This window comes from Streptomyces sp. NPDC018000, assembly GCF_044328025.1.
In the GTDB taxonomy this organism is placed as follows: Bacteria; Actinomycetota; Actinomycetes; order Streptomycetales; family Streptomycetaceae; genus Streptomyces.
This window is the reverse complement of the sequence record NZ_JBIRGM010000018.1, coordinates 1-15,131: the sequence shown is the minus strand read 5'-3', so window position 1 is coordinate 15,131 and position 15,131 is coordinate 1. Positions and strand designations below refer to the sequence as shown.

The 15,131-nt window shown below is 71.0% G+C and carries 13 protein-coding genes and 1 pseudogene; 12 read left to right on the top strand and 2 right to left on the bottom strand.

The annotated features are described in order from the left end of the window. The first annotated feature begins 21 nt into the window (after nt 1–21). From cobM to cobC, 6 genes and pseudogenes are all read left to right on the top strand, one after another. Nucleotides 22–870: a precorrin-4 C(11)-methyltransferase gene (gene cobM, locus ACH4EW_RS26360; RefSeq protein ID WP_398260936.1), complete on the top strand. Its 849-nt coding sequence runs from the start codon at nt 22–24 to the stop codon at nt 868–870. Continuing rightward, the gene (gene cbiE / locus ACH4EW_RS26355; protein WP_398260934.1) at nt 867–2,123 is read left to right on the top strand and encodes a precorrin-6y C5,15-methyltransferase (decarboxylating) subunit CbiE; all 1,257 of its coding nucleotides are present in this window, start codon (nt 867–869) and stop codon (nt 2,121–2,123) included. Before cobM ends, cbiE begins: the two co-directional genes overlap by 4 nt. Beyond that, nucleotides 2,120–3,847, top strand: coding sequence for a precorrin-3B C(17)-methyltransferase (gene cobJ / locus ACH4EW_RS26350; RefSeq protein WP_398260932.1), 1,728 nt, complete (start codon nt 2,120–2,122; stop codon nt 3,845–3,847). The genes cbiE and cobJ overlap by 4 nt, the downstream gene beginning before the upstream one ends. Then, nucleotides 3,844–4,452 carry a precorrin-8X methylmutase gene (locus tag ACH4EW_RS26345; protein WP_398260930.1) on the top strand — a complete coding sequence of 203 codons (609 nt, stop codon included), beginning with the start codon at nt 3,844–3,846 and terminating at the stop codon, nt 4,450–4,452. The genes cobJ and ACH4EW_RS26345 overlap by 4 nt, the downstream gene beginning before the upstream one ends. Beyond that, nucleotides 4,449–5,357 (top strand): sirohydrochlorin chelatase, encoded by a 909-nt coding sequence (locus ACH4EW_RS26340; RefSeq protein WP_398260928.1) that lies wholly within the window; start codon nt 4,449–4,451, stop codon nt 5,355–5,357. The genes ACH4EW_RS26345 and ACH4EW_RS26340 overlap by 4 nt, the downstream gene beginning before the upstream one ends. After that, a pseudogene (cobC, locus tag ACH4EW_RS26335) lies at nt 5,344–6,435 on the top strand (Rv2231c family pyridoxal phosphate-dependent protein CobC); the annotation flags it as partial. The gene ACH4EW_RS26340 and the pseudogene cobC, both read left to right, overlap by 14 nt. 114 nt (nt 6,436–6,549) lie before the next feature. On the opposite strand, the gene ACH4EW_RS26330 reads toward cobC, so the two are convergent. Continuing rightward, the gene (locus tag ACH4EW_RS26330; protein ID WP_398260926.1) at nt 6,550–7,656 is read right to left on the bottom strand and encodes an SCO1860 family LAETG-anchored protein; all 1,107 of its coding nucleotides are present in this window, start codon (nt 7,654–7,656) and stop codon (nt 6,550–6,552) included. A 362-nt stretch (nt 7,657–8,018) separates the two neighbouring features. Continuing rightward, nucleotides 8,019–9,095 (bottom strand): amidohydrolase family protein, encoded by a 1,077-nt coding sequence (locus ACH4EW_RS26325; RefSeq protein ID WP_398261081.1) that lies wholly within the window; start codon nt 9,093–9,095, stop codon nt 8,019–8,021. Nucleotides 9,096–9,228: 133 nt separating this feature from the next. Here ACH4EW_RS26325 and ACH4EW_RS26320 point away from each other — a divergent pair, with 133 nt between their 5' ends. The 6 genes from ACH4EW_RS26320 to ACH4EW_RS26295 all read left to right on the top strand — a co-directional run bounded on the left by ACH4EW_RS26320 (nt 9,229) and on the right by ACH4EW_RS26295 (nt 15,005). Continuing rightward, nucleotides 9,229–10,335, top strand: a complete 1,107-nt coding sequence (locus ACH4EW_RS26320; RefSeq protein ID WP_398260924.1) for a pyridoxal-phosphate-dependent aminotransferase family protein — start codon at nt 9,229–9,231, stop codon at nt 10,333–10,335. A gap of 394 nt (nt 10,336–10,729) precedes the next feature. Next, complete coding sequence (gene ectA / locus ACH4EW_RS26315; protein ID WP_398261079.1) at nt 10,730–11,194, top strand: diaminobutyrate acetyltransferase; 465 nt, start codon at nt 10,730–10,732, stop codon at nt 11,192–11,194. 43 nt (nt 11,195–11,237) lie between these two features. Beyond that, entirely contained in the window at nt 11,238–12,506 is a 1,269-nt protein-coding gene (ectB, locus tag ACH4EW_RS26310; RefSeq protein WP_398260922.1) for a diaminobutyrate--2-oxoglutarate transaminase, read from the top strand. A gap of 78 nt (nt 12,507–12,584) precedes the next feature. Continuing rightward, nucleotides 12,585–12,983, top strand: a complete 399-nt coding sequence (locus ACH4EW_RS26305; RefSeq protein ID WP_398260920.1) for an ectoine synthase — start codon at nt 12,585–12,587, stop codon at nt 12,981–12,983. 3 nt (nt 12,984–12,986) lie between these two features. Continuing rightward, the gene (gene thpD / locus ACH4EW_RS26300; protein ID WP_398260918.1) at nt 12,987–13,880 is read left to right on the top strand and encodes an ectoine hydroxylase; all 894 of its coding nucleotides are present in this window, start codon (nt 12,987–12,989) and stop codon (nt 13,878–13,880) included. Nucleotides 13,881–13,976: 96 nt separating this feature from the next. Continuing rightward, entirely contained in the window at nt 13,977–15,005 is a 1,029-nt protein-coding gene (locus ACH4EW_RS26295) for a VOC family protein (RefSeq protein ID WP_398260916.1), read from the top strand. Nucleotides 15,006–15,131 lie beyond the last annotated feature (126 nt).

The window sequence follows — 15,131 nt, the reverse complement described above, 5'->3', positions numbered from 1 at the left end:
TTTTCGAAAGGACCCCGTCCCATGTCCGAAGCAGTCGACGCAGCCGGCGCAGTCGCCGCGCCCACCCACGGCCGAGTGACGTTCGTCGGTGCCGGCCCCGGCGCCGCCGATCTGCTGACCTTCCGGGCGGCGCGGGCCATCGCGGATGCCGACATCGTCATCTGGGCGGCGAGCCTGGTGCAGGCGGAGGTCCTGGAGCATGCCCGGGAGGGCGCGGAGATCCTCGACTCGGCGCAGATGTCGCTGGAGCAGGTCGTCGCCGTGTACGAACGCGCGGCGGCCGAGGGGTTGAAGGTGGCCCGTATCCACTCCGGCGACCCGGCGCTGTGGGGCGGCACGCAGGAGCAGGTCGACCGGTGTGCCGGGCTGGGGGTCGCGGTCGAGATCGTGCCGGGGGTGTCGTCGTTCTCGGCCGTCGCCGCGATCGCGCAGCGGGAACTGACGATTCCGGAGATCGCGCAGTCCGTGATCCTGACGCGCCTGGGTGGCGGCAAGACGCCGATGCCGCCGGGCGAGGAGGTACGGGAATTCGCACGTCACGGCACGACGATGGCGGTGTTCCTGTCGGCGGCGCGGTCCGGGCAGCTCACCCAGGAGCTGCTGGAGGGCGGCTATCCGACGTCGACGCCGGTCGTGATCGCGTACCAGGCGACCTGGCCGCAGGAGCTGATCCTGCACTGCACGATCGAGACCCTGGAGGAGACGGTCAAGGAGCACAAGCTCTGGAAGCACACCCTCTTCCTGGTCGGCCCGGCGCTCTCGGCCTCGGGGACGCGTTCGCACCTCTACCACCCGGGGCACTTCCACGGTTTCCGCAAGGCCGACAAGGCGGCCCGGGCCGAGCTGCGCGCCCAGCGGTCCGGCTCATGATCCGAGTCTTCGGTACGGGGACGGGCGCGCCGCTCGGTCCCGATGCCCAGGACGCGCTGGCCGTGGCCACGTTGGTGGTCGGCGCCCGGCGTCATCTGGAGGCCGCGGGGCTGCCGGAGCAGGTCGAGCGCATCGTGCTCGGTCCGCTGGCGCCCGCGCTCGACCGGATCGCGGAGCATGCGCACGGGGCCGGGGGGCGGGTGGTGGTGCTGGCCTCCGGCGACCCCGGATTCTTCGGGATTGTCCGCGCGCTGGCGGAGCGTTTCGGGCCGGAGGCGCTCGATGTACGGCCGGGTGCGCCGTCCGTCGCGGTCGCGTTCGCCCGGCTCGGGCTGGCATGGGACGACGCGGTCGTGGTCAGTGCGCACGGCCGCGACCCGCGGACCGCGGTGAACGCATGTCTGGCGCACCCGAAGGTGGCCGTCCTGACCGGGCCCGGCGCCGGGCCCGGTCAGCTGGCGGCCGGGCTGGTGCACGGAGCCAAGGGGCGCACCCTGGTCGTGGCGACGGCGCTCGGCGACCCCGAGCGGGAGCACGTCGAGCGGCTGACTCCCGCCGAGGCGGCGGCCCGCGACTGGCCGGATCCGGTGAGTGTGGTGCTGTGTCTGGACGAGTCCCGGGTGCTCTCCCCGGTGCGGACGCTCGCGGGAGCGCCCGCCGGGCCCGGCCGGTGGGCGCTGGGCGAGACGGAGTTCGAGCACCGCGATTCGATGATCACCAAGTTCGAGGTGCGGGCGCTCGCGCTGGCACGGCTGGGGCCGAGCACCGGTGACCTGGTGTGGGACATCGGTGCAGGTTCGGGTTCGGTCGCGGTGGAGTGCGCGCGGCTCGGCGCGGCCGTCGTCGCCGTGGAGAAGACCTCGGACGGGGTCGAGCGGATCAGGGCGAACGCGGCCGCGCACGCGGTGTACGTCCGTGCGTTGCACGGCTCGGCGCCCGCCGTGCTCGACGGCCTGGGCGACCCGGACGCGGTGTTCATCGGGGGCGGCGGGCGTGAGCTGCCCGCCATCGTGACGGCGTGCGCCCGGCGGGCGCGGCGCTCGGTGGTGGTGGCGCTGGCCGCGCTGGACCGGGTGCCTGAGGTGCGTGCGGCGCTGACCGGTGCCGGGCTCGTGCCCGAGGGCGTACTGCTGCAGTCCTCCCGGCTGGCGCCGCTGCCCGGTGAGGTGACGCGGCTCGCCGCGACCAACCCGGTCTTTCTGCTGTGGGGCACCCGCCCCGCGGTCCGTGCAAGTGAAGGAGCAACCCAGTGATCGGCCTGATCTCCGCCACGGCGGCGGGCACCGTCGCCCGCGACCGGCTGGCCGCGGCCTGGCCCGGTCGCACCGTGGTCTACGAGGGACCGGTGCGCGAGGCCGTGCAGCGGGCGTTCGCCGAGTGCGAGCAGCTGGTGTGTTTCCTGGCGACGGGGGCGGTGGTGCGGCTCCTTGCCCCGCTGCTTTCGGACAAGTCCTCGGACCCGGGTGTCGTCTGTGTCGACGAGGCGGGCCGCCATGCGGTGGCACTGCTCGGCGGGCACGGCGGCGGGGCGAACGCCCTGGCCGGGGCAGTCGGTGACGTGCTGGGCGCGGCGCCGGTCGTGACGACGGCGACGGATGCGGCGGGGGTGCCGGGGCTGGACATGCTGGGCCTCCCCGTGGAGGGCGACGTGGCGGGGGTGTCGCGCGCGATGCTCGACGGGGCACGGGTGGAGCTGCGGGCGGACGCGGTATGGCCGTTGCCGCCGTTGCCGCCGAATGTGTCCCCCGGTGCCGACGGCTCGGCCGTGCTGCATGTCGGCGACCGGATCATCGAACTCGAGGCACAGGCCGCCGTGTTGAGGCCCGCTTCGCTCGCTGTCGGTGTCGGTGCGTCCAAGGGTGCGCCGGTCGGGGAGGTCGTCGGGCTGATCCAAGACACCTTGCGCGAGGCCGGGCTGTCGCCGCTGAGCATCGCGGAGTTGGTGACGGTCGATGCCAAGGCGGACGAGCCGGGGATCGTCGCCGCGGCCGCGCAGCTCGGCGTACCGCTGCGGACGTACGCCGCCGGGGAGTTGGCCCGTATCGAGGTGCCCAATCCGTCGGGCGCGCCGCTCGCCGCCGTCGGTACGCCCTCCGTCGCGGAGGCCGCCGCGCTCGCCGCGGGGGGCGAACTCCTCGTGCCGAAGCGGAAGTCGAGTGGCCTCGAGGGGCGGGCCGCGATGGCCACGTGTGCGGTGGTGCGCCGCAGCCCGCGCGGGCGCCTGGCCGTCGTCGGTCTCGGCCCGGGTGCGCGCGATCTGCTGACCCCGCGCGCACGCGAGGAGCTGCGGCGGGCCTCGGTGCTGGTCGGGCTCGATCAGTACGTCGACCAGATCAGGGACCTGCTGCGGCCCGGCACCACGATCCTGGAGTCGGGGCTCGGCGCCGAGGAGGCGCGGGCCCGTACGGCGGTCGCCGAGGCGCGCAAGGGGCATGCGGTGGCGCTGATCGGCAGCGGTGACGCGGGCGTGTACGCGATGGCGTCGCCCGCGCTCGCCGAGGCGGGCGCCGATATCGATGTGGTGGGTGTGCCGGGTGTGACGGCCGCGCTGGCGGCTGCCGCGATCCTGGGCGCTCCGCTGGGCCACGACCATGTGTCGATCAGCCTCTCCGATCTGCACACGCCGTGGGAGGTCATCGAGCGCCGGGTACGGGCCGCGGCCGAGGCCGACATCATCGTGACGTTCTACAACCCGCGCAGCCGGGGCCGCGACTGGCAGCTCCCGAAGGCCCTCTCGATCCTGTCCGAGCACCGGGAACCGGCGACACCGGTCGGTGTCGTCCGCAATGCCTCGCGCCCGGACGAGAGCAGCCGGGTGACCTCGCTCGCCGGTCTGGACCCGGTGACGGTGGACATGATGACGGTCGTGACGGTCGGCAACACGGCCACCCGGGAGATCGCGGGCCGCATGGTGACACCGCGCGGCTACCGCTGGCAGTCGGCCACCACGGCTCCGGCGCGGGAGGGAGCCGAATGAACCGGCCCTGGGAGAGAACCGTTCACCCCATCGAGCAGGAGTCGTTCCGGCGGCTGCGCACCCGCCTGGACACCTCGCACTTCGCACCGCTGACCCGGGCCGTGGTGGAGCGGGTCATTCACTCGGCGGCGGATCTGGAGTACGCGACGGACCTGGTCTGCGACGAGGAGTCGCTCGTCGTCGCACATGCGGCGCTGCACGCCGGTGCGCCGGTCGTCACCGATGTGGAGATGGTCGCTGCGGGCATCACCCGCCGCGAGACCGTGTGCCGTCTGAAGGAGGCCAGGTCCGGTCCCGGACTGACCCGTTCGGCACATGCGATCCGGCTCGCGTACGAGCAAGTCGGACCCGGTGCGATCTGGGTGATCGGCAATGCGCCGACGGCGCTGGAGGAGCTGCTCGTCCTCGGTGCCGCGCCCGCGCTCGTCATCGGGCTGCCGGTCGGTTTCGTCGGCGCGACCGAGTCGAAGGCGGCGCTGCGCGAGAGCGGTCTGCCCGCCGTGAGCAATGTGTCCGAGAAGGGCGGCTCGGCCGTCGCCGCCGCCGCTCTCAACGCCCTGCTGTACCACCCCCTGCACCCCACGAACACCGAGGAGAATCTGTGACCACCGCGTCCGTCCAGCCCGCACTGCTCATCGCCGGCCACGGCACCAGGGACGAGGGTGGGGCCGCGGCGTTCCGTGACTTCGTGACCGAGCTGGGCAAGCGCCACCCCCAGCTGCCCGTCGCGGGCGGCTTCATCGAGCTGTCCCCGCCGCCGCTCGGCGACGCCGTGACCGAGCTTGTCGAGCGCGGTGCCGGGCGCTTCGCCGCCGTGCCGCTGATGCTGGTGTCGGCCGGGCACGCCAAGGGGGACATTCCGGCGGCGCTGGCCCGTGAGAAGGAGCGCCACCCCGGCATCTCGTACACCTACGGCCGTCCGCTCGGCCCGCACCCGGCGCTGCTGAAGGTGCTGGAGCGCCGGGTCGACGCGGTGCTGGGCGACACCGACCGGTCCGAGGTGACGGTGCTGCTGGTCGGGCGCGGTTCGACCGACCCGGACGCCAACGCCGAGGTGTACAAGGCGGCGCGGCTGTTCTGGGAGGGCCGTGGTTACGCGGGGGTGGAGACGGCGTTCGTCTCGCTCGCGGCGCCTGACGTACCGTCCGGTCTCGACCGTTGCGTGAAGCTGGGTGCCGGGCGCATAGTCGTTCTGCCGTACTTCCTCTTCACCGGCATCCTGCCGGACCGGGTGCGTCATCAGACCGAGGAGTGGGCCGCCGCCCACCCGGAGCTCGATGTCCGCTCGGCCGAGGTCATCGGTGCGGCGGAGGAGCTGTACGACCTGGTCATGGAGCGCTACCGGGAGGCCGTCAAGGGCGATCTGCGGATGAACTGCGACTCATGCGTGTACCGGATCTCGCTGCCGGGCTTCGAGGACAAGGTGGGGCTGCCGCAGCAGCCGCACTTCCACCCCGACGACGACGGCCATCACCACCACCCCCACGGCGGTCATGCACACTCCCACTGAAAGACCCGGCGCGACAGGCACGGGCACGCACGATCTGCGGCATCACGGTGACGCGGAAGTACGGGGACGGGGCCGGGATCTGACCGATCTCGCCGTCAACGTAAGGGCCGATACGCCCCCGGCCTGGCTGAAGGCGCGAATAGCCGCGTCGCTGGGCGAGCTCGCCGCGTACCCGGACGGCCGTCCGGCGCGCGCGGCGGTCGCGGCCCGGCACGGGCTGCCGGTGGAGCGCGTGCTGCTGACGGCGGGTGCGGCGGAGGCGTTCGTGCTGATCGCACGGGCGCTGCCGGCCTGCCGTCCGGTCGTGATCCATCCGCAGTTCACCGAGCCCGAGTCGGCGCTGCGTGCGGCCGGGCACGAGGTACGGCGGGTGCTGCTGCCGGCCGAGGACGGTTTCCGGCTGGACCCGGCGGCCGTGCCCGAGGACGCGGATCTGGTGGTCGTCGGCAATCCCACCAACCCCACGTCGGTCCTGCATCCGGCGGGCGCGCTGGAGAAACTGGCGCGCCCCGGGCGGACATTGGTCGTCGACGAGGCGTTCATGGACGCGGTGCCGGGCGAGCGCGAGGCGCTGTGCGGGCGTACGGACATCCCGGGGCTCGTCGTGCTGCGCAGCCTCACCAAGACCTGGGGGCTCGCGGGGCTGCGGATCGGTTACGTACTGGCCGCCCCGGAGACGATCCGCGCGCTGGAGGAGGCGCAGCCGCTGTGGCCGGTGTCGTCCCCTGCGCTGGCGGCGGCCGAGGCGTGCATGGAGCCGCGGGCCCTGGCCGAAGCGGCTGCCGCGGCGGAGCGGATCGCGGTGGACCGGGCCCATCTGGTCGCGGGGCTCAGGGAGTTCACCGAAGTGCGGGTGGCGGAACCGGCCGAGGGACCGTTCGTCCTGGTGCGGCTGGAGGAAGCCATCGAGGTACGGGAGCGGTTGCGGGCTCTGGGGTTCGCGGCGCGGCGTGGAGATACGTTTCCGGGGCTCGGTCCGCAGTGGCTGCGGCTGGCGGTACGCGACCGTGCGACGACCAACCGCTTCCTGCAGGCACTCGATCAGGCGCTGCAGACGCTGACCGCGGTCACGCACTGACGGGGCGCCCGGTCCGCGCCCGCCCTACGCGAACGGGGAGCGGCGTTCCGTCACGCGAACACCGCTCCCACTCCCCTCACGGCCTATGGCCTGCCCCCCTCGGGCCTTGAGAGGTCAGCCCTGGGCGCGGCGCCTGGCCACGACCGTCGCCCCGGCGCCCACCGCCAGCAGCAGGGCCGCGCCGCCCGCGATGTACGGCGTCGCGGAACTGCCGCCCGTTTCCGCGAGGTTGGAATCGACGGCCGGGGCGTGGCCGGTGCCCGTCTGGGGCTTCACATCGCCGCCGTCACCGCCACCGGTGGCACCGTAGGTGCTTCCCGACGTACTGCCGGACGTGCTGCCGCCGCTGCCGGAGGTGCTCCCGCCGGTCGCACCGCCGTTCCCGGAGCCTCCGTTGCCGGAACCACCGTTCCCAGAGCCTCCATTGCCGGAACCGCCGTTGCCCGAACCGCCGTTGCCCGTACCGCCGTTGCTCGTACCGCCGTTTTCTCCACCGCCCGGCCCGGTCGCCTTCGGCGTCTCGCAGGTCGCCTCGGCGAGCGTGACCTCGCCCTGCACATCGGCGACATTCAGCTTGAGCGGATTGACGGAGACCTTCAGCTGCAGTGCGGCCGCCGCAGCGGTGCGCGAGGTGGTGTGCGTCTTCGAGAGGCCGAGGCTCACCTCTCCGACGCCCGGCACCTGCACCCGTGTGGTGCCGCTCGCGGTGAGGTTGATCCGCTGGCCGAGGACCGACACACGCCCCAGCACGTTCGACTCGGCGACCGGCTTCCTGCCCACCTCGCAGACCGCCTTGGAGGTGACCTTCTCGACCTCGATCAGCGAGAGCAGCGGCAGTCCGGGCACATGGACCCCGGCCTTCACGAGATTGCTGTAACCCTCGGCCCTGTTCTTGCCGACGGTCGCCCTGGCGGTGGCCACATCGGCGCTCAGGACGCTGACCGGCTTTCCGTTGTCCACCCCGTCGAGCCGCACGCTCAGCGCGGTCTTGTCGGCGCTGGCGGGTGCCTGCACTTCATTGAGCGTGACCTTGAGCGGCACATCGATCGTCTTGTTCAGGAGCGAGACGTCGAGTGCGGTACGGAGCACGACCGCGCTCGCCTTTCCGTCGCCGGTGGTCGTGGTGGCCGCGGTGGCGGCCTGCGCCGGACCGGCGACCAGCAGGGCGACGGGAGCGGCGGCGACCGCCAGGGCGGCCAGGCGGAAGGTGTTGCTGTTCAAGATGGTGGAACCCCCACAAGAGACATGGAGCCACCGGCGCCGTCCAACGGGGACATCACGGGCACCGGTGACCTCGACCCCGAAAGCTTTACGCACGGAGGGTGAACTGGCAGACACCTGAAGTGAGTTCACCCCAAAGGGGGGTTTCCGCACCTGTATTCGATTATCTCGGTACGTTCGTTCCTCGGAGTCACCCGATCCGCCGAGCGCGGACGGCACGGAGACCGACTGCGCCGGAGTGCACGCAAGGATGCTTCAACGACACGGCAGGGATTTGGTAACTGCCGGTCAACACGGCACACCCCGGTCGGAAGGCGGCTCCGTGAGCCCGCTTTCCGGTCGAAGGTCACCCGACAAGGCTCTCAGCCGATCACCCGCCCGTTCAGCACCACGCGTCGCGGCGCCGCCAGCACCCGTACGTCCGCCCGCGGGTCCTCGTCGTACACCACCAGATCCGCCGGTGCGCCCTCCTCCAGCACCGGACGCCCGAGCCACTGACGCGCACCCCAGGTCGTCGCGGACAGCGCCTCCACGGCCGGGATGCCCGCCTTCACCAGCTCGGCGACCTCGTCCGCCACCAGCCCATGGGCGAGCACCCCGCCCGCGTCGGTGCCGACGAAGACCGGAACCCCGGCGTCGTACGCGGCGCGCACGGTGTCGTAACGCCGCTCGTGCAGCCGCCGCATATGGGCCGACCAGCGGGGGAACTTGGCGTCGCCGCCCGCCGCGAGCGCCGGGAACGTGGCGATGTTGACCAGCGTGGGGACGATCGCAACACCACGCTCGGCGAAGAGCGGAACAGTGTCCTCGGTCAGCCCGGTGGCGTGCTCGATGCAGTCGATCCCGGCCTCGACGAGATCGCGCAGCGAGTCCTCGGCGAAGCAGTGCGCGGTGACCCGGGCGCCGAGCCGGTGCGCCTCGGCGATGGCCGCCCGGGCCGCCTCACGCGGCCAGCAGGCGGTCAGATCGCCCACCTCCCGGTCGATCCAGTCGCCGACCAGCTTCACCCAGCCGTCGCCGCGGCGCGCCTCCTGGGCGACGTACGCGACCAGCTCGTCCGGCTCGATCTCGTGGGCGTAGTTCCGGGTGTACCGGCGGGGCCTGGCGATGTGACGTCCGGCCCTGATGATCTTCGGCAGGTCCTCGCGGTCGTCGATCCACCGGGTGTCGGACGGAGAGCCCGCGTCCCGCAGCAGCAGCGCACCCGCCTCCCGGTCGGCGATGGCCTGCTTCTCGCTGGTCGCCGCGTCGACGGCGCCGTGGTGATCGAGCCCGACGTGACAGTGGGCGTCGACCAGCCCCGGCAGCGCCCAGCCGGTGACGGTCACCGCCTCCTCCAAGCCGGCCGGCCTCCCGTACGAGATCCGCCCGTCGACGACCCAGAGCTCGTCCCGGACGTCCTCGGGTCCGACGAGCACCCGCCCCTTCACGTGCAGCACCTGCGGTGCCCTGTGATCGCTCATGAACAGCACTGTACGAGGCACCGCCCGGCACCCTGGGTACGCTTCGACGGAAGCACTGTCCGTACGCAGCACCGCGGCACACCGACCCGATCCTGAAGAGAGCACCACCGTGACGCACCCCTTCCTCGACCTCGCCCCGCTCACCGCCGCGCATTTCGCGGCCATCGAGAAGCGGGTGGCCGGCCTCCTCGCCACCGAGCAGGACGTCGTCATCATGCAGGGCGAGGCGCTGCTCCCCCTCGAAGGCTGCATCCGGGGCGGTGCCCGGCCGGGCTCGACCGCCCTGAACGTCGTCACCGGGCCATACGGACAGACCTTCGGGAACTGGCTGCGGGACTGCGGAGCCAACGTCGTCGACCTGGCGGTTCCGTTCCACACGGCGGTCACCGCCGACCAGGTCGCGCGGGCGCTGGCCGAGCACCCCGAGATCGACTTCGTCTCCCTGGTCCACGCCGAGGCGGCGACCGGCAACACCAACCCGGTCGCCGAGATCGGCGAGGTGGTCCGTTCGCACGGGGCGCTGTTCATGCTGGACGCCGTCGCATCGGTGGGCGCCGAGCCGCTGCTGCCGGACGTGTGGGGCGTCGACCTCTGTGTGATCGGCGCGCAGAAGGCGATGGGCGGCCCGGCCGGGGTGTCCGCGGTGTCCGTGAGCGAGCGAGCCTGGGAGCGGATCGCCGCCAACCCCCAGGCCCCGCGCCGCTCGTACCTCTCCCTCCTGGACTGGAAGGAACGCTGGATCGACGGCGGCCGCAGGGCGCTGCTGCACGCCCCCGCCCAGCTGGAGATGCTGGCTCTGGCGGCGTGCGTGGAGCGGATCGAGGCCGAGGGGCTGGATGCGCTGATGGCCCGGCACGCCGCGGCGGCCGCGGCAACGCGCGCGGGTGCGGTGGCACTCGGCGGCGGTCTGTCGCCGTACGTGCACGAGGCGAAGGACGCCGCACCGGTCGCGACGACGCTGCGCGCCCCGGCAGGCATCGACGCCTCCGAGCTGGTCGCGCGGGCACTCGCGGCCGACCCGTCGCTGCCGCTGATCGCGGGCGGCGGTGCGCTGTCCAAGGAGATGATCCGGGTCAATCACTACGGTGTGGATGCGACGCGCGGCACGGTGCAGTCCTCGCTCGCGGCTCTGGGGGCGGCGCTGGCCGATGCGGGCCGGCAGGTCGACTTCGAAACTGCCCGCAAAGCCGCTTCGGAGGCCTGGCCGAGCGAGTAAATCGCACCGATAACGTCAACATTTCACAAATGCGGGGAGCTGCTTTATTCAGAGCAGCTCCCCGCATTCTTCTGCCCGCTTTCCCGGACCCTAAACACTCAAGTTGCCAGGAGTTTGATCCATGCAACTCCGTTGCGCCACCTGAGAGTTACGACCTTGTGACCGATCCCACATCACGACTGTTATGCCGGATAAATAGCACCTAAACCGGAAGAAAGTACAGCCAGATCGCGTCGACTTACGCGCCCGCGCGATAACAGAAAGGATTGCCCCACCCAACCCCTCGCGTCGATGAAAATTCAGAATTTGCCGGGTAAATTCAATTCGCATGACCGCCGCACCAGCAGATTTCGCAAGTGCCCGAAGCGAATTCCTCACCATCGACACCCCACGAGTGGAGGACGGGGCCGCGATCTGGCGCATCGCCCGCGACTCCGAGGTCCTGGACCTCAACTCCTCGTACAGCTACCTGCTGTGGTGCCGTGACTTCTCGGCCACCTCCGTGGTCGCCCGCGACAAGACCGGTGGGCCCGTGGGCTTCGTGACGGGATACCTCCGGCCGGACCGCGCCGAGACACTCGCCGTCTGGCAGGTGGCCGTCGACCACGGCCACCGCGGGACCGGACTGGCGGGAAAGCTGCTGGACGCGCTGACCTCGCGGGTCGCCGCCGAGCAGGGCCTGGCCTCGGTCGAGACCACCGTGACTCCGGACAACACCGCGTCGGACCGGCTGTTCACCTCCTACGCGCAGCGCCATGACGTGGCCCTGGAGCGCGAAGTGCTCTTCGACGGCGAGCTGTTCCCCGAGGGAACGCATCTGCCGGAAGTGCTCTACCGCATCGGCCCGTTCCGCACCTGAGCACACTGCTGCCCGCCACAACCCCTCAAGCAGGAGATTCCCTGTGACCATCACCCCACCCGCACTGAGTGTCTTCGAAACCCTGGAGTCGGAGGTAAGGAGTTACTGCCGCAGTTGGCCCGCAGTGTTCGACCGTGCGCAGGGCGCCCGTCTGACCGACGAGGACGGCCACACCTACCTCGACTTCTTTTCCGGTGCAGGATCTCTCAACTACGGCCACAACAACCCGGTGCTGAAGCGCGCGCTGATCGACTACATCGAACGCGACGGCATCACCCACGGCCTCGACATGGCCACCACCGCGAAACGCGCCTTCCTGGAGTCCTTCCAGAGCAACGTGCTGCGCCCGCGTGACCTCCCGTACAAGGTGATGTTCCCCGGCCCGACCGGCACCAATGCGGTCGAGGCGGCGCTGAAGCTGGCCCGCAAGGTGAAGCAGCGCGAGTCGATCGTCTCGTTCACCAACGCCTTCCACGGCATGTCGCTCGGCGCGCTCGCCGTCACCGGCAACGCCTTCAAACGGGGCGGGGCCGGTATCCCGCTGGTGCACGGCACCCCGATGCCGTTCGACAACTACCTCGACGGCCAGGTACCCGACTTCCTCTGGTTCGAGCGACTCCTGGAGGACCAGGGCTCCGGTCTCAACAAGCCCGCCGCCGTGATCGTCGAAACGGTGCAGGGCGAGGGCGGCATCAATGTGGCGCGCCCCGAATGGCTGCGGGCGCTGTCCGATCTGTGTCATCGCCGCGACATGCTCCTGATCGTCGACGACATCCAGATGGGCTGCGGACGTACGGGGACGTTCTTCTCGTTCGAGGAGGCCGGCATCACCCCCGACATCGTCACCCTGTCCAAATCCGTCAGCGGCTACGGACTGCCCATGTCGCTCTGCCTGTTCAAGCCGGAGCTGGACATCTGGGGGCCGGGCGAGCACAACGGCACCTTCCGCGGTAACAACCCGGCGTTCGTCACGGCCGCCGCCGCGCTGGACGCCTACTGGGCGGACGGCCAGATGGAGAAGCAGACCCAGGCCCGAGGCGAGCAGATCGAGCAGGCGCTCCTTGCAATCTGCGACGAACACGCGCGGCTCGGTGCACAGTTCCGGGGCCGCGGCCTGGTCTGGGGCATGGAGTTCACCGACAAGTCGCGCGCCGTCGCGGTCTGCGCCCGCGCCTTCGAGCTGGGCCTGCTGGTCGAGACCTCCGGTCCACAGAGCGAGGTCGTGAAGCTGCTGCCGCCGCTGACCGTCACCCCCGAGGAGCTGGACGAGGGCCTGCGGACGCTCGCCCGCGCGGTCCGCGAGACCGCCTGACCCGACCCTGACCCGGATTCGCCCCCCGACGCGAGTCCGACGAGACACACCACGGCCGAGAGAAAGGCACCGACCACCATGATCGTTCGATCCTTCAGCGACATCGAGAACACCGACCGGCATGTGAAGGCCGCCTCCGGCACCTGGGAGAGCAAGCGCATCGTGCTCGCGCAGGAGAAGGTGGGCTTCTCGCTCCACGAGACCACGATGTACGCGGGTACCGAGACGTCGATGTGGTATGCGAACCACATCGAGGCCGTCCTGTGCGTCGAGGGCGAGGCCGAGCTCACCAATGACGAGACCGGCGAGAAGCACTGGATCACCCCCGGCACGATGTACCTGCTGAACGGCCATGAGCACCACACCATGCGGCCGAAGACCGACTTCCGCTGCATCTGCGTCTTCAACCCTCCGGTCACCGGACGGGAGGAGCACGACGAGAACGGTGTCTACCCACTGCTCACCGAGGAGGGCTGAACCATGACCACCGATGTACGCGCCGATCTGTACCCCACACGCGGCCCGGCCGAAATGATCACGCCCCGTCAGGACCCGGTCATCTGGTCCCGGCCCGGAGCCCCGGGGCCGGTCGCCGTGAAGGATCTGCAGGGCTTCGAGCGCGACGGCTTCCTCACCGTGGACCAGCTGATCACACCGGACGAAGTCGCCGTCTGCCACGCCGAACTGGACCGGCTGATCGCCGACCCGGCGGTGCGGGCCGACGAGCGCTCGATCGTGGAGCCGAAGTCCCAGAACGTACGGTCGTTCTTCGAGGTCCACCGTATCAGCGAGGTCTTCGCCCGGCTGGTCGCCGACGAGCGCGTGGTGGGCCGGGCCCGTCAGATCCTCGGTTCGGATGTATACGTCCACCAGTCCCGGATCAACGTCAAGCCGGGCTTCGGCGCTTCGGGGTTCTACTGGCACTCGGACTTCGAGACCTGGCATGCCGAGGACGGTCTGCCGAACATGCGGGCGGTGTCCGTGTCGATCGCGCTGACCGAGAACCACGACACCAACGGCGCGTTGATGATCATGCCCGGTTCACACAAGACGTTCCTCGGCTGTGCGGGCGAGACGCCGAAGGACAACTACCAGCAGTCCCTGAAGATGCAGGACATCGGCACACCGTCCGACGAGGCGCTGACGAAGCTGGCCGACCGGCACGGCATCAAACTCTTCACGGGCAAGGCAGGTTCGGCGACCTGGTTCGACTGCAACTGCATGCACGGCTCGGGGGACAACATCACCCCGTACCCGCGCAGCAATGTCTTCATCGTCTTCAACAGTGTGGAGAACGCCGCGGAGGAGCCGTTCGCGGCACCGGCACGGCGTCCGGAGTTCATCGGGGCACGGAACTTCACGCCGGTGAGGTGACGTGAGCTGGAGCGGGGGTGGGGCGGCAGGCACCGTCCCACCCCCCGCTCCAAAGCTGGTGGACCGCGACAGCCGCGAGCAGCGACAGTGGGGCCCATGACTTCACTCGTACGTCACATCACGATCGACTGCGCCGACGCCTACGAGCTCGCCGGTTTCTGGTCCGGGGTGCTCGGCGCCCCGCTCTCCGACGAGGACGCCCCCGGCGATCCCGAGGCGCTCGTCGAGGCCCCCGGTGCCGCGTTGCTGTTCATCTCGGTACCGGAGCCGAAGAGCACCAAGAACCGTCTGCACCTGGACATTCAGCCGCAGGACCGTACCCGCGACGAGGAGGTGGAGCGGCTGCTCGGCCTGGGTGCCACCCTCGTGGCCGACCATCGCAGGCCGAACGGGCGGGGCTGGGCGACGCTCGCCGATCCGGAGGGCAATGAGTTCTGTGTCGAGTGCAGTGCGGCGGAACGGGCTGCGCTGACCGGAACCCGGCTGCCGGTCACGGCGGACGATGTGACCACCGCGGTCCGTCTCGCGGTCGACGCGCTCCGGGAGTCCCCGGTGGACAACTGGCTGGTCCCGGCCGGGTCGCTGGAGTGGAACTGCTGGGAGACCGCGGAGCATCTGAGCGACGACCTCTTCTCCTACGCGGCCCAGCTGGGCCCGCGGCAGCCGCCGCTGGACACGTATCTCCCGTACCGCTGGAGCGCCGAGTACAAGGGCGGTCCGGCGAACGCGGTCTTCGCCGACCGGACGGCAGGACCCGCCGGGCTGCTCCGGACACTGGAGGCGAGCGGTGCGCTGCTCGCGGCGATGGTACGGACGGCCTCGCCCGAGGTCCGCTCGTACCACTCCTACGGGGTGTCCGACCCGGAGGGCTTCGCCGCCATGGGCGTCGTGGAGACCCTGGTGCACGTGCATGACCTCGCCGCGAGCCTGGATGTCCCCTGGACCCCGCCCGCCGGTCTCTGCGACCGGGTGCTGGCCCGGCTGTTCCCGGACGCCCCGAAGGACGCCGACCGGTGGGCCGTCCTGCTCTGGGCCACCGGCCGCGCCGAGCTGCCCGGTCGTGCCCGGGTCGCTTCGTGGAAGTGGCACAGCGCGCCGCTGGACGAGGCCGGCCAGGAGCAGTAACCGCCGCCTGTCGGGCTCCACGGGACCTGTCGACCCGGCGGTCAGAGTTCCGCGTCAAGGATGTTCGGGAATGCTGTGCCGTTCGGGGGCCCGTCGGGTCGGGGCAGTGCCAGCTCGGCCCAGATG